The following is a 17,678-nucleotide window of genomic DNA, read 5'->3' on the forward strand; positions in this document are numbered from 1 at the left end:
TTCAGGCCTCGGCGGCGGCGAGCCGGGCATCGGCTTCGCGAACCGCGTCGCAGAAGCGACGGATCGCGGCGGCGTCCTTGACGCCGCGGCTCGATTCGACGCCGGAGCTGACGTCAACGGCCCAGGGCCGTACCTGCTCGATCGCGCGGATCACATTGGCAGCATGCAACCCACCAGACAAAACGACGGGACGCTGAACGCCGGGTGGAATGAGCGACCAATCGAAGACCTCTCCAGCGCCGCCATAACCTTCGACGTGGGCATCGAGGACGAAGCCGCGCGCCGTCGAAAAGCGGGCGGCGAAGTCTAGCAAATCGAACCCCGGCTGCATCCGCGCCGCCTTGAGGTACGGGTGCAGGTGGCGCTCGCACTCGGCCGCGTCCTCGTCGCCATGGAACTGCAGCAGCATGCCGGGGATGGAATCGAGCACCGCGTCGATCTGCTCGTCGTCGGCGTTGACGAAAAGGCCCACCGGCGTCACGAACGGCGGCAGCCGCGCGGCGAGCGCACGCGCCGCAGCGACGCTGACGGCGCGCGGACTCGGCGGGTAGAACACGAGCCCGATCGCATCGGCGCCCGCCTCGACGGCCGCGTCTACGTCGGCCGGCTTGGTGACGCCGCAGATCTTGATCCGGGTCCGGTCGGTCACCGTCACGCGGGCGCCGCTCCCGACGCCGGGGCGTCGGCTGACTCAGGGCAGCCAGTCGTCGGCTGCGGTGCGGTCGGGAATTGCATCGGCCGCATCGTAGTACGGCCCACGGAAGTAGAGCCCGTCAGGGGCGAACGTCGGCGCCGCGCGGGTGCGGTCGCGCGCGGCCAGCACTTGGCCGAGCCAGCCGGGCGCGCGCAGTCCGCTGCCGACGGCGACCAGCGAGCCCATGATGTTGCGCACCATGTGGTGCAGGAAGGCGTTGGCGTCGAACGCGAAGTGCCAGTAGGCACCGCGCTGCTCGATGCCGATCGCGCGCAGCACCTTCACGGGCGACGCCGCCTGGCACTCGGACGAACGGAATGCGCCGAAGTCGTGCTCGCCGAGGAGGCACTGTGCGGCGTCCTGCATGACGGCGAGGTCGAGGCGCCGGAACGACCAGCCGACGAGGCCGGCCTCGAGCGCCGGGCGCACCGGCGACTCGCGCAGCACGTAGACGTAGCGGCGGCCGCGTGCGCTGGCGCGCGAATGGAAGCTCGCCGGCACCGGCCGGCACCACTGCACCGCGATGTCGGGCGGCAGGAAGCGATTGGTGCCGCGCACCCACGAGCCGGGCGCGCGCGACACCTCGGTGTCGAAGTGGACGACTTGGTTCAGTGCATGCACGCCGGCGTCGGTGCGACCGGCGCACGAGGTGCGCACCGGGCGGTCGGCGAACGCGGCGAGGGCCGCCTCGAGGCGGTCCTGCACCGTGTTGCCGTCGGGCTGGCTCTGCCAGCCGTGGTAGGCGACGCCGCGATAGCTGACGCCGAGCGCGATCCGCTGCACCGAACGAGCGGGCCAGCCGCGGGCCCGCTCAGCCGAGGCTGTCGAGCATGCGCTGCGCCTTGGCCTTGGTGCCGCCGGTGGCGGTCGTGAGGACTTCGCGCAGCAGCTCGCGGGCGCCGTCGTGGTCGCCGATGCGCTGGAACTCCTCGGCCAGCTCGAGCTTGCGGGCGAGCGGGTCGGGGCCGCTGCCGTCGTCGACGAACGGCAGGCCGAGCGCGTCGTCGTCGGTGGCCGGCGCGGCGCTCGGCGCCGGCGCGTCGGCCGGCTTGTCGAGGTCGAGCGTGAAGCCCGAGAGGTCGAAGTTCAGCGGCTCGTTGCGCAGATCCGGGCCCGCGGGGCGCGGGGCGCCGCCGGCGAGCGGCATCTTCAGCGTCGACGGCGCGAATGCGTCGGAGCTTGCCGCAGTCGCCGGGGCCGACGCCGGCGGCAGCGTCGGCTCCAGCGGCATCGTCTGCGACGGCGAGCCGGCGTTCGGGTCGTCGAGGTCGAAGTCGACCGTCGCGAACATGCTGTCGGTCGCCGGCACCGACGAGATCGAGGTCGGCGCGAACGAGGCCGGCATCGAGTCGAACGACTGCGGCAGCGTGCTGGCGCCGAGCGGCTCGGTCGGCGGGCCGGCGTCGGCGTCGCGCGAGTCGCCGTGCGACGGCGCACCGCCGGCCTGGTAGAGCGGGTTCTCGGGGTCGATCTGCGCGCCGAGCTCCTGGGCTCGCGCCCAGTCTTCGCCCTGGCCGTGCGTCAGCCCGTAGAGCTGCGTCGCCAGGACCTCGAAGCCCTTGGTGTCGCGGCGCTTGGCGTAGACCTCGAGCAGCTTGGTGCGGATCGCCAGGCGATCCGGCGTGCTGCGCATCGCCTCCTTGAGGATCTCCTCGGCCTGCAGGTCGCGGCCGTAGGCGAGATAGACATCGGCCTCGGCCACCGGATCCACGTCACCGATCGCGTCGAGCTGGCTCAGCGAGTACGTCATCGACGACGAGCTCGCCCCCGACTCGCGGGTATCGATGCGCTGACCGCCGCTCGCGCCGAAGAACGAATCGGGCTGCAGGCGACTCTCGAGGAACGAGGTCTCGCTGGTCTCCTTCTTCGGGCGCTTGGCGTAGCGATACGCGCCGTAGCCGGCAAGCAGCAGCACGACCGCACCGAGGCCGAGCACCAGCGGGTTGTCCTGGAAGAGGCTGCCGAGCAGGCTCGGCTCCTCGGCGGCAGGCGTGGGAGCCGTGACCGGCGCACGGGCGACCCCGGCCGGCGCACTGCCGGCACGTGCAGCCGAGGCCGCGGACGCCGCCGGAGCGGTCGCGACGACGCTGCCCGGCGCCGACGCCGCCGAGGCCGCACCGGCCAGCGGCGGCAGCGGCGCGACCGCGCTGGCGGGGCCGGCGACGCCCGGCAGCGCGGGTGCCGTGGCGGTCGTACCCGGTGTCGCGGTCGTCGCACCCGGCGCCGGAGTCGCTGTGCCGGTGCTGGCGGGCGGCACCGCCGTTGCGGAGCCGGTGGCACCCGGCGTGACGCTTCCGGGCGCCGCGGGGATCGTCGCCGGCGCCGTCGGTGCCGCAGCCGTGGTCGTCGGCGGCGTCGCCGCGCTCCCGGCAGCGCCGCCGCGCAGGTCGTTAATGGCGCGCGTCAGCTCGTTGACGCGGCGTTGCGCCTCGGCGAGCTCGCGCTCCTTCGAGATGCGTTCTTCCTCGGCCGAGCGCGCCGGCGCCCCGCCCTTGCTGAGCGTCAGCCGATCCGGTGACGGCGCCGCGCCCTGCCGGCGATCGTCGATCGACGCCTGCACGCTGCCGCCCGACTGGCGGGGGCTGTCGGCCGGCGGGGTCGCCGGCGTGCTGCCGGCCAGGCGCTGGCGGTAGGTGCCGAAATCGGCGCTCTGCGCCGTGATGATCTGGCGCGCCTGGCTCGGCGGAATGCCTTGTGCGTCGGCGGCCGACGGGACGGTCAGCACCGCACCCGCCTTGAGGCGGTTGATGTTGTCGTTGATGAACGCCTGCGGGTTCGCGCGATAGAGCGCGGCCAGCATCTGTTCGAGCGAGACGCCGCTCGGCAGCGTGCGCGACGCGATGCGCGAGAGCGAATCGCCGGGGCGGACGCGAACCGCGTCGCCAGCGCCAGCCGCGGGCGCGGTCGGCGCGGCGGCGCGCGTCGGCGCGTCGACCGGCGCGGCGGCACGTTGGGCGGCGCGCTCGGCGGCGCGTGCGTCGCGGGCGGCACGTGCCGCCTCGCGAGCGGCCTCACGGGCGGCCGTGCGCGCAGGGTCCTCGGTGTCACGCGCGACCGGCGGCAGCGGACGTGCCACGGGGGCCGCTTCGCGCGGCAGCGGCGCGAAGGCCGGGGGCGTCGGGGCAGGCGCGGGCTGGGCGCGTGCGACGTTCGCCGGCGGATCGAACAGCAGCGTGTATTCGCGCACCAGGCGGCCCGTCGCCCACGAGATCTCGAGGATCACGTCGACGAACGGCTCCTGCACGCCGCGGTCGCTCATCAGGCGCACGAACATGCGGCCGTCGCCGCGGCGCTGCAGCACCGCCTGGGTTCCCGGCAGCACCGGGTTGTATTCGACGCCGGCGGCGCGGTAGGCCTCGGGCGGCGCGACGCGGATCCGGAGGTTGGCCGATTCCTCGGCCGAGATGCTGGTGATCTCGATCTCGGCACGCAGCGCTTCGCCGAGCGCCGACTGCACGGAAAGCCTGCCGAGGCCCAATGCGGACGCGAGCGGGCTGGCCAGGCTGAGCGTCGCCGCAGCGATCGCAGTCAGGGCCAGACGCCCAGCAGACTTCGTATTTCTCTTCAAGGCGTCTCCCAGATGGACGGTTCGCGCGCAGGCCATAGCCGCGCCCAGGCCGAGGTGGAAATCACCATAGCATCAGCCAGATAGGGTAACAAGCTCATGCAATGGCTGACGTTCAGCCCAAGCCGGCGAGCGCGCGATCTGCACGCTCGTGTTGCGGGGCAACAACGCGATTTCGGCCCACGCGAACGCGCGGGAGCGGCGCCCGTCAGCCGGCCGAGCCGGTCAGCACGATGCGCAGCATGCGCCGAAGCGGCTCTGCCGCACCCCACAGCAACTGATCGCCCACCGTGAACGCACCCAGGTAGGTCGGCCCCATCGCGAGCTTGCGGAGGCGTCCGACCGGGATCTGCATGGTCCCGCTCACCGCGACCGGCGTGAGCTCGCGCACCGAGGCGGCACGCGTGTTCGGCACCACCTTCGCCCAGGCGTTGTCGGCAGCGATCATCGACTCAATGTCGGCCAGGGGCACGTCGGACTTGAGCTTGATCGTGAGCGACTGGCTGTGGCTGCGCATCGCGCCGATGCGCACGCAGATCGAGTCGATCGGCACCACCTCGTCGCCGCTACGACCGAGGATCTTGTTGGTCTCGGCGCCGCCCTTCCACTCCTCGAGGCTGGTGCCGTCGCCGCGATCGACGTCGATCCAGGGGATGAGGTTGCCGCCGAGCGGCACGCCGAAGTGCGCCGTCTCGGCCTCCGACATCGAGCGCTGGCGGTCGACGACGCGACGGTCGATCTCAAGGATCGCCGACTTCGGATCGTCGAGCAGGTCGCGCACCTCGGCGTTGAGCGTGCCGTACTGGGTGAGCAGCTCGCGCATGTGCTGCGCGCCGCCGCCCGACGCCGCCTGGTAGGTGGTGCAGGTCATCCACTCGACGAGGTCGGCCTTAAACAGCGCGCCGACGCCCATCAGCATGCAGCTGACGGTGCAGTTGCCGCCGATGTAGTTCTTGACGCCGCGCGCGAGCGCGTCCTTGATCACCGGCAGGTTGACCGGGTCGAGCACGATCACCGAGTCGTCCTGCATGCGCAGGGTCTTGGCCGCGTCGATCCAGTAGCCGTTCCAGCCTGCGGCGCGCAGGCGCCCGTAGACGTCCTTGGTGTACTCGCCGCCCTGCGCGGTGACGATGATCTCGCAGCGCTTGAGCGCCTCGAGGTCGTACGCGTCCCGCAGCTTCGTCTCGTTGCGCGCGAACGAGGGCGCGGCGCCGCCGGCGTTGCTGGTGCTGAAGAAGACCGGTTCGATGAGATCGAAGTCGCCTTCGGCTTGCATGCGCTCGAGCAGGACCGAGCCGACCATGCCGCGCCAGCCAACCAAACCCGTGAGTGTCGTCATTCGTCGCTCCTACAGTAGAAATGGAGTCTTCGACCGCCCGGCTCTGCGTGCCGGCGGACGGACGCGACGAGCCGGTGCGGCCTTAGGCTTTGGTAATCCCGGTGGTGCGGCCGAGCGCGGCAACGACGGCGTCGCCCATCGTGCGGGTGCCGATCGCGCGCTCGCCGGAGCCGGCGATGTCAGCCGTGCGGTGGCCGCTGGCGAGGACCTCGCGCACCGCCGCCTCGACGCGGTTGGCCGCGTCGGCGTGGTCGAGCGAGTAGCGCAGCAGCATGGCGAGGGAGAGGATTGTAGCGAGCGGGTTCGCCACGTCGCGGCCGGCGATGTCCGGCGCGCTGCCGTGGCTCGGCTCGTAAAGGCCCTTGCCGCTCGAATCGAGCGACGCCGACGGCAGCATGCCGATCGAGCCGGTCAGCATCGCCGCCTCGTCCGACAGGATGTCGCCGAACATGTTGCCGGTGACGATCACGTCGAAGCTCTTGGGTGCGCGCACCAGCTGCATCGCCGCGTTGTCGACGTACAGGTGGTCGAGCGTCACGTCGGGGTACTCGGCGTGCACCTCCGTGACCACGTCCTTCCAGAACTGGAAGGTCTCGAGCACGTTGGCTTTGTCGACGCTGGTGAGCCGCTTGTTGCGACCGCGCGCGGCGCGGAACGCCACGTGGGCGATGCGTTCGATCTCGGGGCGCGTGTAGCGCATCGTGTCGAACGCCTCGTCGGCGCCCGCAAACGCGCCGTCCGGCGCGGCCCGGCGGCCACGCGGCTGGCCGAAGTAGATGTCGCCGGTGAGCTCGCGAATGATCAGGATGTCGAGGCCGGCGACGAGCTCGGGCTTGAGGCTCGATGCCGCCGTGAGTTCGGGGTAGCAGATCGCCGGCCGCAGGTTGGCGAAGAGGCCGAGCTCCTTGCGCAGGCCGAGGATCGCCTGCTCCGGGCGCAGGCGCCGCTCGAGCTTGTCGTATTTCCAGTCGCCGACCGCACCGAACAGCACCGCGTCGGCCACCTTGGCGAGCGCCAGCGTCTCGGGAGGCAGCGGGTGGCCGTACGCGTCGTAGGCGGCACCGCCGACCAGCGCCTCTTCGGTCGTGACGTCGAGCTCGAGCGCGTCGACCACGCGCAGCGCCTGGGCCACGATCTCGGGGCCGATGCCGTCACCGGCGAGAACGGCGATCTTCTTGGTCGTCATGCGGCGCTTTCGTGAGGGAGGTCCTGCGGCACGCGCGCGCTCACAGCCGGTTCGCGAGCCAGGGCTTCGCGAGCAGCCGTTCGGCCTCGAAGGCGCGGATCTTGTCGGCGTGACGCAGCGTGAGCGCGACGTCGTCGTAGCCGCCGAGCAGGCAGTACTTGCGGAACGGCTCGATGTCGAACGCGATCTCGCCGCCGTCGGGCTTGACGATCACCTGGCGTTCGAGGTCGATCGTGAGCTGGTAGCCGACGAACGCCGCCACCTCGTCGAACAGGCGGCTCACCTGCGCTTCCGGCAGCACGATCGGCAAGAGGCCATTCTTGAAGCAGTTGTTGAAGAAGATGTCGGCGAAGCTCGGCGCGATCAGCGCGCGAAAGCCGTACTGCTCGAGCGCCCACGGGGCGTGCTCCCGCGACGAGCCGCAGCCGAAGTTCTTGCGCGCGAGCAGGATCGATGCACCCTGGTAGCGCGGCTGGTTCAGCACGAAGTCCGGGTTGGGTCGGCGCGACGCCGGGTCCTGCCCCGGCTCTCCGACGTCGAGGTAGCGCCAGCCGTCGAACAGGTTGGGCCCGAAGCCGGCCTTGCGGATCGACTTCAGGAACTGCTTGGGGATGATCGCGTCGGTGTCGACGTTCTCGCGATCCATCGGGGCGACGACGCCGGTATGCACGCGAAACGGGTTCATGGCGGACTCGGACGAAAGAAGATGGGACGACGACGGCGACCGGACCGGCCGGCCTGCCGCGTCAGGCGAGCTGGGCGACGTCGACGAAGTGGCCTTCGATCGCGGCCGCGGCGGCCATCGCCGGGCTCACGAGGTGGGTGCGGCCGCCGGCGCCCTGACGGCCCTCGAAGTTGCGGTTGCTGGTCGAGGCGCAGCGCTCGCCGGGGTCGAGCCGGTCGGCGTTCATCGCCAGGCACATCGAGCAGCCGGGCTCGCGCCACTCGAATCCGGCCGCCTTGAAGACGTCGTCGAGCCCCTCGCGCTCGGCCTGCTGCTTCACGAGGCCCGAGCCGGGCACGACCATGGCGAGCTTGACGCTCGGCGCGACGCGCGCGCCGAGGCGGCGCACCACGGCAGCGGCCTCGCGCAGGTCCTCGATGCGCGAGTTGGTGCACGAGCCGATGAACACCTTGTCGATGTGGATGTCGGTGACCGGCTTGTTCGGCACGAGCGCCATGTAGGTGAGCGCGCGCTCGATCGCGTCGCGCTTGCCCGGGTCCTTTTCGCGATCGGGGTCGGGCACGCGGCCGTCGACCGACACCACCATCTCGGGCGAGGTGCCCCAGGTGACCTGCGGGCGCAGCGTCGACGCGTCGAGCGTGACGACGGCATCCCAATGCGCGTCCGGGTCGGAGTGCAGCGTCGACCAGTAGCGCCGTGCCAGGTCCCACTCGGCGCCCTTGGGGCTGTACGGACGGCCTTCGATGTAGGCGAGCGTGATCTCGTCGACCGCGACCAGGCCGGCGCGAGCGCCCGCCTCGATCGCCATGTTGCAGACCGTCATGCGGCCTTCCATGCTGAGCGCACGGATCACCGGGCCGGCGAACTCGATGGTGTAGCCGGTGCCGCCGGCGGTGCCGATCTTGCCGATGATCGCGAGCACCACGTCCTTGGCGCTGCAGCCGCGCGGCAGCACGCCGTCGACGCGGATCAGCATGTTCTTCGCCTTGCGCGCGAGCAGCGTCTGCGTGGCGAGCACGTGCTCGACCTCGCTGGTGCCGATGCCGTGGGCGAGCGCGCCGAACGCGCCGTGGGTCGACGTGTGCGAGTCGCCGCAGACCACCGTCATGCCCGGCAGCGTCGCGCCCTGCTCCGGGCCGATCACGTGGACGATGCCCTGGCGCACGTCGTTCATCTTGAACTGCGTGATGCCGGTCCGGTCGCAGTTGGCGTCGAGGGTGTCGACCTGAAGCTTGGAGACCGGATCGGCGATGCCGTGCGAGCGGTCGGTGGTCGGCACGTTGTGGTCGCTGACCGCGAGGTTCGCCGACAGGCGCCAGACCTTGCGGCCGGCCATGTCGAGACCGTCGAACGCCTGCGGGCTGGTCACCTCGTGCAGGAGGTGACGGTCGATGTAGAGCACCGCGGTACCGTCGGGCTCGCTGTGCACGACGTGCTCGTCCCAGATCTTGTCGTACAGCGTGCGGCCCATCGCGCTCTTGCCTCTCGAACGGAAAACCGCCGATTTTAGGGCTTCACGATGGTGCGGCCGTGCCTCCGGTCATTCACGACGCGGATGCGGGCATTCGGGCCGGCCACCGGCGCGCGGCGGCGGTGCGCAGCGGAGCGCAAGATCAGCGAAGCGAAGCAAGTGCCCTGCCTGCATTCGCTTGTCCCGCGCGCCGCCGGAGCTCTCGCACGAAAAAAGGCACGCCTGGGCCGTGCCTTCTCTCGTCGCGATCACGTCGCAGGCGGTGCCCTCATCGCTCGGGTCGGTGTGGAACCCACCTCGCAAAGTGGCCTGGCGGAGCGCTCCGCGCTCAGCCGCGCTGCTCGATCGGCTTGAGCGTGCGCGCGGTCGCGCCGGTGTAGAGCTGGCGCGGGCGGCCGATCTTGTACTCGGGGTCGGCGATCATCTCGTTGAGTTGGGCGATCCAGCCCACCGTGCGCGCGAGCGCGAACACCGCCGTGAAGAGGCTCACCGGAATGCCGATCGCGCGCTGCACGATGCCCGAGTAGAAGTCGACGTTCGGGTAGAGCTTGCGGGCGACGAAGTACTCGTCCTCGAGCGCGATCTTCTCGAGCGACATCGCGAGCTTGAAGATCGGGTCGTCGTGCAGGCCGAGGGTGTCGAGCACCTCGTGGCAGGTCTCGCGCATCAGCTTGGCGCGCGGGTCGTAGTTCTTGTAGACGCGGTGCCCGAAGCCCATCAGCTTGATGCCCGAGCTCTTGTCCTTCACCTGACGCACGAACTCGCCGATCTTCTCGACGCCGCCCATGCGGTGCACGTCCTCGAGCATGTTGAGGGCGGCCTCATTGGCGCCGCCGTGCGCCGGTCCCCAGAGGCACGCGACCCCTGCGGCGATGGCCGCGAACGGATTGGTGCCCGACGAGCCGCACAGCCGCACGGTCGACGTCGACGCGTTCTGCTCGTGATCGGCGTGGAGGATGAAGATGCGGTCCATCGCGCGCACCAGCACCTCGTTGGGCGTGTACTCCTCGCACGGCGTCGCGAACATCATCCGCATGAAGTTGCCGGCGTACGTGAGATCGTTCTTCGGGTAGATGTACGGCTGGCCGATGGTGTACTTGTAGGCCATCGCCACCAGCGTCGGCATCTTGGCGATCAGCCGGATCGCCGAGATCTCGCGGTGCTCGGCGTTATGGATGTCGGTGCTGTCGTGATAGAAGGCCGACAGCGCCCCCACCAGGCCGGTCATGATCGCCATCGGGTGGGCATCGCGCCGGAAGCCGCGCAGGAAGAACTGCATCTGCTCGTTGACCATCGTGTGGTTGGTCACGAGCTTGGTGAAGTCGTCGCGCTCCTTCTGGTTCGGCAGTTCGCCCTTGAGCAGCAGGTAGCAGGTCTCGAGGTAGTTGCAGTTCTGCGCCAGCTGCTCGATCGGGTAGCCGCGATACAGCAGCTCGCCCTTGTCGCCGTCGATGTACGTAATCGTCGAGTTGCACGACGCGGTCGACAGGAACCCGGGGTCGTAGGTGAACTTGCCGGTCTGCGCGTAGAGCTTGCGGATGTCGATGACGTCCGGGCCCACCGTGCCGTTGTAGATCGGCAGGTCCATCGACGGACTGCCGTCCGAAAAGGTCAGCGTTGCTTTCACGTCGGACGGGCTCATGCGTTTTCCTTCGAGGGTTCGTGAACGGGGTCGATGCGCGGCGCCGGCGCGCGCATCAGGTGCAACACCGCGCGCATGTCGGCGAACTCGGGGCCGGAGCCGGGCTCGCTGCGACGCAGCAGCAGGTCGAGCAAGTCGTTGTCGCTGAGGTCCATCAGCGCGAGCAGACCGCGCGCCTGCGATTGAGTGACGACGGGGTGAGCGGCGAAGAAGCGCTCGACGAACAGATCGTTCTCGAGCAGCCCGCGCCGGCAGCGCCAGCGCAGCTTGCTGAGCGCGCGTTCGTCGATCGGCGGATCGCCGGCCGACGGGTCGCTGGCACGCGCTTCGAGCGCCTGGGTAGCCACCTCAGATGGCGCGTCGGACCATCAGTTCCTTGATCTTGCCGATCGCCAGCGCCGGGTTCAGCCCCTTCGGGCAGACGTCGACGCAGTTCATGATCGTGTGGCAGCGGAACAGGCGGTAAGGGTCTTCGAGATTGTCGAGGCGCTCGCCGGTCGCCTGGTCGCGCGTGTCGGCGATGAAGCGATACGCCTGCAACAGACCGGCCGGGCCGACGAACTTGTCGGGGTTCCACCAGTAGCTCGGGCACGCGGTGGAACAGCTCGCGCAGAGGATGCACTCGTAGAGGCCGTTGAGCTCCTCGCGCTCCTCGGGAAACTGCAGGCGCTCGCGCTCGGGCGGAACGTCGTCGTTCACCAGGTACGGCTTGATCGAGTCGTACTGCTTGAAGAACTCGGTCATGTCGACGATCAAATCGCGGATCACCGGCAGGCCGGGCAGCGGCTTGAGGACGATCGGGTCCTTCAGCGCGCGCATGTTGGTCAGGCACGCCAGGCCGTTCTTGCCGTTGATGTTCATCGCGTCCGACCCGCAGACGCCTTCGCGGCACGAGCGGCGAAAGCTCAGCGTCGGGTCGATCGCCTTGAGCTTCATCAGGGCGTCGAGCAGCATGCGGTCGTTGTCGCCGATCTCGACCGAGATCGACTGCATGCGCGGCCGCTCGCCGGTGTCGGGGTCGTAGCGGTAGATCTGGAAATTGCGCAGAGCCATGGGAACTTTCGACTGGCTGAGCGGCTGCCGGGGCGCGGGGCGCGCGCGCCGGCACGCCGATCAGAAGGTTCGTACCTTGGGTGGGATCGATTCGGCGGTCAGCGGCTTCAACTGCACCGGCTTGTATTCGAGCCGCTGGCCTTGGCTGTAGTACAGGGTGTGCTTGAGCCACTCTTCGTCGTTGCGGCCGTTCGGGTGCTCGGGCGTGTCGGCGTAGTCGTCGACCGTGTGGGCCCCGCGGCTCTCGCGCCGCGCGGCCGCCGAGACGATGGTCGCCATCGCGCACTCGATCAGGTTGTCGACCTCGAGCGCCTCGACGCGCGCGGTGTTGAACACCTTCGACTTGTCGCCGAGGTGGATCGACTTCACGCGCTCGGCGATCTCGCGGATCTTGACGACGCCTTCGTCGAGCAGCGCCTGGGTGCGGAACACGCCGGCGTGCATCTGCATCGCCTTGCGGATGTCGTTGGCGACGTCCTGCGCGTACTCGCCGCCGGTGCTCGCGTCGAGGCGCGCCATGCGGGCGAGGCTCGCGTCCGCGGCGTTGGCCGGGAGCGCCTTGTGCGGCTCGGCCTTCAGGTTGCTGGCGACGATGTGGTCGCCAGCGGCCTTGCCGAACACCAGGAGGTCGAGCAGCGAGTTGGTGCCCAGGCGGTTGGCGCCGTGGACGCTGACGCACGAGCATTCGCCGACCGCGTAGAGGCCGCCGATCACCGCGTTCGGATCGCCATCCTTCGGAGCGACGACCTGACCGTGGATGTTCGTCGGGATGCCGCCCATCTGGTAGTGGATCGTCGGCACGACCGGGATCGGCTCGCGCGTGATGTCGACGTTGGCGAAGTTGTGGCCGATCTCGAACACGCTCGGCAGCCGCTTCATGATCGTCTCGGCGCCCAGGTGGGTCATGTCGAGGACGATGTAGTCCTTGTTCGGACCGCAGCCGCGACCTTCCTTGATTTCCTGGTCCATGCAGCGCGAGACGAAGTCGCGCGGCGCCAGGTCCTTCAGGGTCGGCGCGTAGCGCTCCATGAAGCGCTCGCCGTTGCTGTTGCGCAGGATCGCGCCCTCGCCGCGGCAGCCCTCGGTCAGCAGCACGCCGGCGCCGGCGACGCCGGTCGGGTGGAACTGCCAGAACTCCATGTCCTCGAGCGGGATGCCGGCGCGCGCCGCCATGCCCAGCCCGTCGCCGGTGTTGATGAAGGCGTTGGTCGATGCCGCGAAGATCCGGCCGGCACCGCCGGTCGCCAGCAGCACCGTCTTGGCCTGCAGCACGTGCAGCTCGCCGGTCTCCATCTCGAGCGCGGTCACGCCGACCACGCTGCCCTCGGCATCGCGGATCAGGTCGAGCGCCATCCACTCGACGAAGAAGTTGGTGCGCGCCTTCACGTTCTGCTGATACAGCGTGTGCAGCATCGCGTGACCCGTGCGGTCGGCCGCGGCGCAGGCGCGCTGCACCGGCTTCTCGCCGTAGTTCGCCGTGTGGCCGCCGAACGGGCGCTGGTAGATCGTGCCGTCGGGGTTGCGATCGAACGGCATGCCGAAGTGCTCGAGCTCGTAGACGACCTTGGGCGCCTCGCGGCACATGAACTCGATCGCGTCCTGGTCGCCGAGCCAGTCGGAACCCTTGACGGTGTCGTAGAAGTGGTAGTGCCAGTTGTCCTCGGACATGTTGCCGAGCGAGGCGCCGATGCCGCCCTGCGCGGCCACAGTGTGCGACCGCGTCGGGAACACCTTCGAGAGCACCGCCACGCTGAGGCCGGCGCGCGCGAGCTGCAGCGAGGCGCGCATGCCGGAGCCGCCTGCACCGACGATGACGACGTCGAAGCGCCGCTTCGAAACGGTCGACGAGACCGCGGGTTGCCCTTGCATCAAAGTCTCCACAGAACCTGAACTGCCCAGCCCGCGCAGCCAACCAGCCACGCGATCGTCGCCACCTGCAAGACGAGGCGAATGCCGACGGGCTTGATGTAGTCCATCCAGACGTCGCGCATGCCGACCCATGCGTGCCAGAGCAGCGCCAGCACGGTCACGAAGGTCAGCACCTTCATCCACTGACGCGAGAAGATCGCGGCCCAGTGGTCGTAGCCCATCTCGCCGGGCATCAGCACCTGCACGACCACCGCGATCGTGAAGAGCGCCATGACGACGGCGGTCACCCGCTGCGAAAGCCAGTCGCGCATGCCGTAGTGCGCGCCGACCACCGTGCGGCGGGTCCAGAAATTCTTGTGCATCTCTCGCCTGTCCTTGATCAGTGCCGCGGGCGCGTCAGAAGAAGAGCTTCCAGCCGAGCGCGACGGTCAGCAGCGTGCTGAGCACGAGCGTGACGATCGACGAGGTGCGGCCGAACTGCTTGCTGACCGAGTGCGTCACGTCCATCCAGAGGTGACGCAGGCCGGCGATGAAGTGGAACAGGTAGCCCCAGATGAGGCCGAGGGTCACGAGCTTGACGAACCAGCCGGGAAACCAGCCGGCACCGCTGCGGTAGGCGGCCGCGAAGCGCTCGTACGAGATCTCGGACGTCACGCTGGTGTCGAACAGCCAGATGACGAACGGCATCAGCAGGAACAGGAGCGCGCCGCTGATGCGGTGCAGGATCGAGACCCAGCCCGACGGCGGGAGCCGATATCCCGTGAGCTGCGTAACGTGGATGTTTCGGTATACCGGCCGTTGCCTGAGTGAAGTCGGTGAGGTCGCCATTGCAGCCTTGTGTGGGTGGCTAGTTGCCGTTCAACCTGTCGAGTTTATTGCAACGCAGCAGGTTCGTCGGGCGGCGGCCGTGCCCGCGGCCGCCGACGGCGGTCCGGATCGGCTGGCGAGCCGGCTTGCGCGGGCCACCGCAGAGGCCGTGGCGCGCCCGTGCACCCAACGCGACAAGTTGCCGTCGCACGCTTCTCCGGCGTCGGGCCAAGCCGACAACCCGCCGGGGCGCTGACCTACACTCGCGGCACGCGCGGATCCGGGTCGCCCGGCCGCCTTGTCCCCCTTCCGGAGCTTTCGATGAGCAAGTCCCCCGTTCGCGTCGCCGTCACCGGCGCAGCCGGCCAGATCGGCTACGCCCTCCTTTTCCGTATCGCTGCCGGCGAGATGCTGGGCAAGGACCAGCCCGTCGTCCTGCAGCTCCTCGAGATTCCCGACGAGAAGGCTCAGAAGGCGCTCAAGGGCGTGATGATGGAGCTCGAGGACTGCGCGTTCCCGCTGCTCGCCGGCATGGAAGCGCACAGCGACCCGATGACCGCGTTCAAGGACGTCGACTACGCCCTTCTGGTCGGCGCCCGCCCGCGCGGCCCGGGCATGGAGCGCAAGGACCTGCTCTCGGCGAACGCGCAGATCTTCACGGCGCAGGGCAAGGCGCTCAACGCCGTTGCGTCGCGCAACGTCAAGGTGCTGGTGGTCGGGAACCCGGCCAACACCAACGCCTACATCGCGATGAAGAGCGCGCCCGACCTGCCGCGCCGCAACTTCACCGCGATGCTGCGCCTGGACCACAACCGCGCGGCCAGCCAGATCGCGGCCAGGACCGGCAAGCCGGTCGCGTCGATCGAGAAGCTCACGGTCTGGGGCAACCACTCGCCGACCATGTATGCCGACTACCGCTTCGCGACGATCGGGGGCCAATCGGTCAAGCAGCTCATCAACGACGACGCCTGGAACCGCGACACCTTCCTGCCGACCGTCGGCAAGCGCGGCGCGGCGATCATCGAGGCGCGCGGCCTGTCGTCGGCGGCGTCGGCCGCCAACGCGGCGATCGACCACATGCGCGACTGGGTGCTCGGCTCGAACGGCAAGTGGGTCACGATGGGCATCCCGTCGGACGGCCAGTACGACATCCCCCAGGACGTCGTGTTCGGGTTCCCAGTCACCACCGAAAACGGCGAGTACAAGCTGGTCGAGGGTCTCGAGATCGACGCCTTCAGCCGGGAGCGCATCAACCTGACGCTGAAGGAACTGCTCGAGGAGCAGGACGGCGTCAAGCACCTGCTTTGAGCTGCGCGTCCGCTTGAACGACGCCTCGCGCCCGAGCGTGCCGTCAGCCTCGGCGGCCGACCTCGGCTCGGCGCCGCATCCGCGCGAGGCGCTGTTCGGCGCCGGCGACCACGCACCGCTGCTGCCGGTGTGCGATCACTACGCCGGCGTCGAGCCGCGCATGAGGAAGAGCCTCGAGCTGCAGCGCGAGCTCGGGCCGGTGTTCGACGTCACGCTCGACGCCGAGGATGGCGCGCCGATCGGCGGCGAGGCCGAGCATGCGGCGCTGATCGCCGAGCTGCTGACTTCGCCCGCCAACGCGCACGGCCGGGTCGGCGCCCGCGTCCATCCGGTCGACCATCCGGCGTTCGAAGGCGATGTGGCGACGCTGGTCGGCCGCGCCGGCGCTCGTGTCGCCTACTTGATGCTGCCGAAGGTGAACGGCGCCGCGGACGTCGAGCGTGCCTGCCGCGCGATCGACGAAGCGGCGGCTGCGGCCGGTCTCGAGCGCCGCATCCCGCTGCACGCGCTCGTCGAGACGCACGCGGCGCTGCGCGAGGTCGACGCGCTTGCCGCGCACCCGCGCATCGAGTCGCTCTCGTTCGGCCTGATGGACTTCGTCTCGGCGCATCGCGGCGCGATCCCCGGCTCGGCGATGACGTCGGCGGGACAGTTCAGCCACCCCCTCGTCGTGCGCGCCAAGCTGGAGATCGCAGCCGCCTGTCACGGTCGCGCCAAGGTGCCCTCGCACTGCGTCGTCACCGAGTTCAACGACGACGTGGCCATGCGCGCCGCCGCGACGCGTGCCGCCGGCGAGTTCGGCTACACGCGCATGTGGAGCATCCACCCGAGCCAGATCCGCCCCATCGTCGCCGCGTTCAGCCCGAGCGCGGCCGAGGTCGACGAGGCCGCGGCGATCATCGATCTCGCGATCGCTGCCCAGTGGGCGCCGATCCGGCGCGGCGACGTGCTGCACGACCGCGCCAGCTACCGCTATTTCTGGGCCGTTCTCGAACGCGCTCACCGCACCGGCGGCGCGTTGCCGAGCGATCTGCGCCGCCGCTTCTTTTCCGAGGAACCCACCCGATGATCCGTTCGATCCACACCCTGAGCGCCGCCGTCGCGCTTGCGTTCGGCCTCGCGGCGCTGCCCGCCGTCTCTGCGACGGCGAGCACGAAGAGCGCCAAGCCGGCCACGAAGAGCGCCGCCGCCAAGCCCGGCAACGGCGACGCCAAGGCAGGCAACGGCGACGCCAAGGCGTCGGCCAAGTCGGCCCGCGGCGCACGCAAGACGGTCGCTGCCGCACCCGCGGCACCGGTGATCCCCGACGCGACGCCCGAGCAGGTCGCGGCCGCCGAGATGGTCTATTACGGTCGCTACGAATGCGAGTTCGACCAGACCGTGCAGATCGGCAAGAGCACCAAGAACGCGGCTTACGTCGACGTCATGGCCGGCAAGTCGCAGTGGCTGATGAAGCCGGTGCTCTCGTCGACCGGCGCGATCCGCCTCGAGGACGTGCGCGGCGAGACGCTGATGGTGCAGATCGCCAGCAAATCGATGCTGCTGAACGTGAAGACCGCGCGCCGCATCGTCGACGAGTGCATCAGCCCGAGCCAGCGCGCCCTGATCGACGCGGCCAAGGCCGCCAAGGCCGCCGAGCTCGCCGGCGCCAAGGCCGAGACGGGCGCGACACAGCCGGCTGCGGCGCCGGCGCTGCTGGTCGCCCCCGGGTCGCTGCCGCCGCCCGACGCACGCCCGGCGCCGATCGCGCCGGCCACCCCGGCGAGCGGCGCGTCGCCGATGCGCCCGGCGGCGGCGACGTCGGTCAGCCCGGTTTCGACGAGCGCAGCGCCTGCTGCGGACGTCACCACCGCCGCCGCTCTGCCGGCCGCGCCGGCGGTCAAGTAGGCGCATGGGCCCGCCTCGGCCGGACCGCTTCGGCGCGCTTCAGCCGGGCGGCCCGGCGTCGCGGACGCCCCACGCCGGGCTGCGCCGTGCGTGGAAATGGTCACGGCAAAGCCGGCGATCCGCGAGCGAAAGGTCCGGCCCGGACGAAGACGGCCGATAAGGGCGGGTGATC

16 protein-coding genes are annotated in these 17,678 nt (G+C 70.0%); 3 read left to right on the forward strand and 13 right to left on the reverse strand.

Annotated features, from left to right (window positions below; all coding sequences use genetic code 11):
• Position 1: 1 nt before the first annotated feature.
• The 13 genes from HQN59_RS05425 to sdhC all read right to left on the reverse strand — a co-directional run bounded on the left by HQN59_RS05425 (position 2) and on the right by sdhC (position 14,332).
• Entirely contained in the window at positions 2 to 655 is a 654-nt protein-coding gene (locus HQN59_RS05425) for a phosphoribosylanthranilate isomerase (RefSeq protein ID WP_342451128.1), read from the reverse strand.
• A gap of 36 nt (positions 656 to 691) precedes the next feature.
• Complete coding sequence (gene truA, locus HQN59_RS05430) at positions 692 to 1,477, reverse strand: tRNA pseudouridine(38-40) synthase TruA (RefSeq protein WP_176066867.1); 786 nt, start codon at positions 1,475 to 1,477, stop codon at positions 692 to 694.
• Positions 1,478 to 1,505: 28 nt separating this feature from the next.
• The gene (locus tag HQN59_RS05435) at positions 1,506 to 4,262 is read right to left on the reverse strand and encodes a motility hub landmark protein FimV (protein ID WP_246294704.1); all 2,757 of its coding nucleotides are present in this window, start codon (positions 4,260 to 4,262) and stop codon (positions 1,506 to 1,508) included.
• A gap of 205 nt (positions 4,263 to 4,467) precedes the next feature.
• A complete protein-coding gene (gene asd / locus HQN59_RS05440) occupies positions 4,468 to 5,598 on the reverse strand; it encodes an aspartate-semialdehyde dehydrogenase (protein WP_176066871.1) in 1,131 nt (376 codons plus the stop codon).
• Between the two features lie 82 nt (positions 5,599 to 5,680).
• Positions 5,681 to 6,784, reverse strand: coding sequence for a 3-isopropylmalate dehydrogenase (gene leuB, locus HQN59_RS05445; protein WP_176066873.1), 1,104 nt, complete (start codon positions 6,782 to 6,784; stop codon positions 5,681 to 5,683).
• A gap of 40 nt (positions 6,785 to 6,824) precedes the next feature.
• Entirely contained in the window at positions 6,825 to 7,469 is a 645-nt protein-coding gene (gene leuD, locus HQN59_RS05450; RefSeq protein ID WP_176066874.1) for a 3-isopropylmalate dehydratase small subunit, read from the reverse strand.
• A 61-nt stretch (positions 7,470 to 7,530) separates the two neighbouring features.
• On the reverse strand, positions 7,531 to 8,940 hold the full coding sequence (leuC, locus tag HQN59_RS05455) for a 3-isopropylmalate dehydratase large subunit (RefSeq protein ID WP_176066876.1): 1,410 nt from the start codon (positions 8,938 to 8,940) through the stop codon (positions 7,531 to 7,533).
• A 328-nt stretch (positions 8,941 to 9,268) separates the two neighbouring features.
• Positions 9,269 to 10,582 (reverse strand): citrate synthase, encoded by a 1,314-nt coding sequence (gene gltA / locus HQN59_RS05460; RefSeq protein ID WP_176066878.1) that lies wholly within the window; start codon positions 10,580 to 10,582, stop codon positions 9,269 to 9,271.
• The gene (locus HQN59_RS05465) at positions 10,579 to 10,929 is read right to left on the reverse strand and encodes a succinate dehydrogenase assembly factor 2 (protein WP_176066880.1); all 351 of its coding nucleotides are present in this window, start codon (positions 10,927 to 10,929) and stop codon (positions 10,579 to 10,581) included. Before HQN59_RS05465 ends, gltA begins: the two co-directional genes overlap by 4 nt.
• Before the next feature lies 1 nt (position 10,930).
• Positions 10,931 to 11,635 carry a succinate dehydrogenase iron-sulfur subunit gene (locus HQN59_RS05470; protein WP_176066882.1) on the reverse strand — a complete coding sequence of 235 codons (705 nt, stop codon included), beginning with the start codon at positions 11,633 to 11,635 and terminating at the stop codon, positions 10,931 to 10,933.
• Between the two features lie 60 nt (positions 11,636 to 11,695).
• On the reverse strand, positions 11,696 to 13,504 hold the full coding sequence (sdhA, locus tag HQN59_RS05475; protein WP_176066884.1) for a succinate dehydrogenase flavoprotein subunit: 1,809 nt from the start codon (positions 13,502 to 13,504) through the stop codon (positions 11,696 to 11,698).
• Complete coding sequence (sdhD, locus tag HQN59_RS05480; RefSeq protein ID WP_176066886.1) at positions 13,504 to 13,866, reverse strand: succinate dehydrogenase, hydrophobic membrane anchor protein; 363 nt, start codon at positions 13,864 to 13,866, stop codon at positions 13,504 to 13,506. Before sdhD ends, sdhA begins: the two co-directional genes overlap by 1 nt.
• A gap of 34 nt (positions 13,867 to 13,900) precedes the next feature.
• Complete coding sequence (sdhC, locus tag HQN59_RS05485; RefSeq protein ID WP_176066889.1) at positions 13,901 to 14,332, reverse strand: succinate dehydrogenase, cytochrome b556 subunit; 432 nt, start codon at positions 14,330 to 14,332, stop codon at positions 13,901 to 13,903.
• Between the two features lie 300 nt (positions 14,333 to 14,632).
• On the opposite strand from sdhC, the gene HQN59_RS05490 reads away from it, so the two are divergent.
• Genes HQN59_RS05490 through HQN59_RS05500 form a run of 3 tightly spaced genes read left to right on the forward strand, consistent with a single transcriptional unit; the run spans position 14,633 to position 17,506 of the window.
• Positions 14,633 to 15,619 (forward strand): malate dehydrogenase, encoded by a 987-nt coding sequence (locus HQN59_RS05490; protein WP_176066891.1) that lies wholly within the window; start codon positions 14,633 to 14,635, stop codon positions 15,617 to 15,619.
• 13 nt (positions 15,620 to 15,632) lie between these two features.
• On the forward strand, positions 15,633 to 16,688 hold the full coding sequence (locus HQN59_RS05495; protein ID WP_425342688.1) for an HpcH/HpaI aldolase/citrate lyase family protein: 1,056 nt from the start codon (positions 15,633 to 15,635) through the stop codon (positions 16,686 to 16,688).
• Positions 16,685 to 17,506, forward strand: a complete 822-nt coding sequence (locus HQN59_RS05500) for a hypothetical protein (protein ID WP_176066893.1) — start codon at positions 16,685 to 16,687, stop codon at positions 17,504 to 17,506. The genes HQN59_RS05495 and HQN59_RS05500 overlap by 4 nt, the downstream gene beginning before the upstream one ends.
• Positions 17,507 to 17,678 lie beyond the last annotated feature (172 nt).

This window comes from Rhizobacter koreensis (assembly GCF_013366375.1).
GTDB lineage: Bacteria > Pseudomonadota > Gammaproteobacteria > Burkholderiales > Burkholderiaceae_C > Schlegelella_A > Schlegelella_A koreensis.

Coding starts and splice junctions, on each gene's coding strand:
- asd (WP_176066871.1), bottom strand. CDS start 5,598: ATGACGACACTCACGGGTTTGGTTGGCTGGCGCGGCATGGTCGGCTCG.
- leuB (WP_176066873.1), bottom strand. CDS start 6,784: ATGACGACCAAGAAGATCGCCGTTCTCGCCGGTGACGGCATCGGCCCC.
- leuD (WP_176066874.1), bottom strand. CDS start 7,469: ATGAACCCGTTTCGCGTGCATACCGGCGTCGTCGCCCCGATGGATCGC.
- leuC (WP_176066876.1), bottom strand. CDS start 8,940: ATGGGCCGCACGCTGTACGACAAGATCTGGGACGAGCACGTCGTGCAC.
- gltA (WP_176066878.1), bottom strand. CDS start 10,582: ATGAGCCCGTCCGACGTGAAAGCAACGCTGACCTTTTCGGACGGCAGT.
- HQN59_RS05470 (WP_176066882.1), bottom strand. CDS start 11,635: ATGGCTCTGCGCAATTTCCAGATCTACCGCTACGACCCCGACACCGGC.
- sdhA (WP_176066884.1), bottom strand. CDS start 13,504: ATGCAAGGGCAACCCGCGGTCTCGTCGACCGTTTCGAAGCGGCGCTTC.
- sdhD (WP_176066886.1), bottom strand. CDS start 13,866: ATGCACAAGAATTTCTGGACCCGCCGCACGGTGGTCGGCGCGCACTAC.
- sdhC (WP_176066889.1), bottom strand. CDS start 14,332: ATGGCGACCTCACCGACTTCACTCAGGCAACGGCCGGTATACCGAAAC.
- HQN59_RS05490 (WP_176066891.1), top strand. CDS start 14,633: ATGAGCAAGTCCCCCGTTCGCGTCGCCGTCACCGGCGCAGCCGGCCAG.
- HQN59_RS05500 (WP_176066893.1), top strand. CDS start 16,685: ATGATCCGTTCGATCCACACCCTGAGCGCCGCCGTCGCGCTTGCGTTC.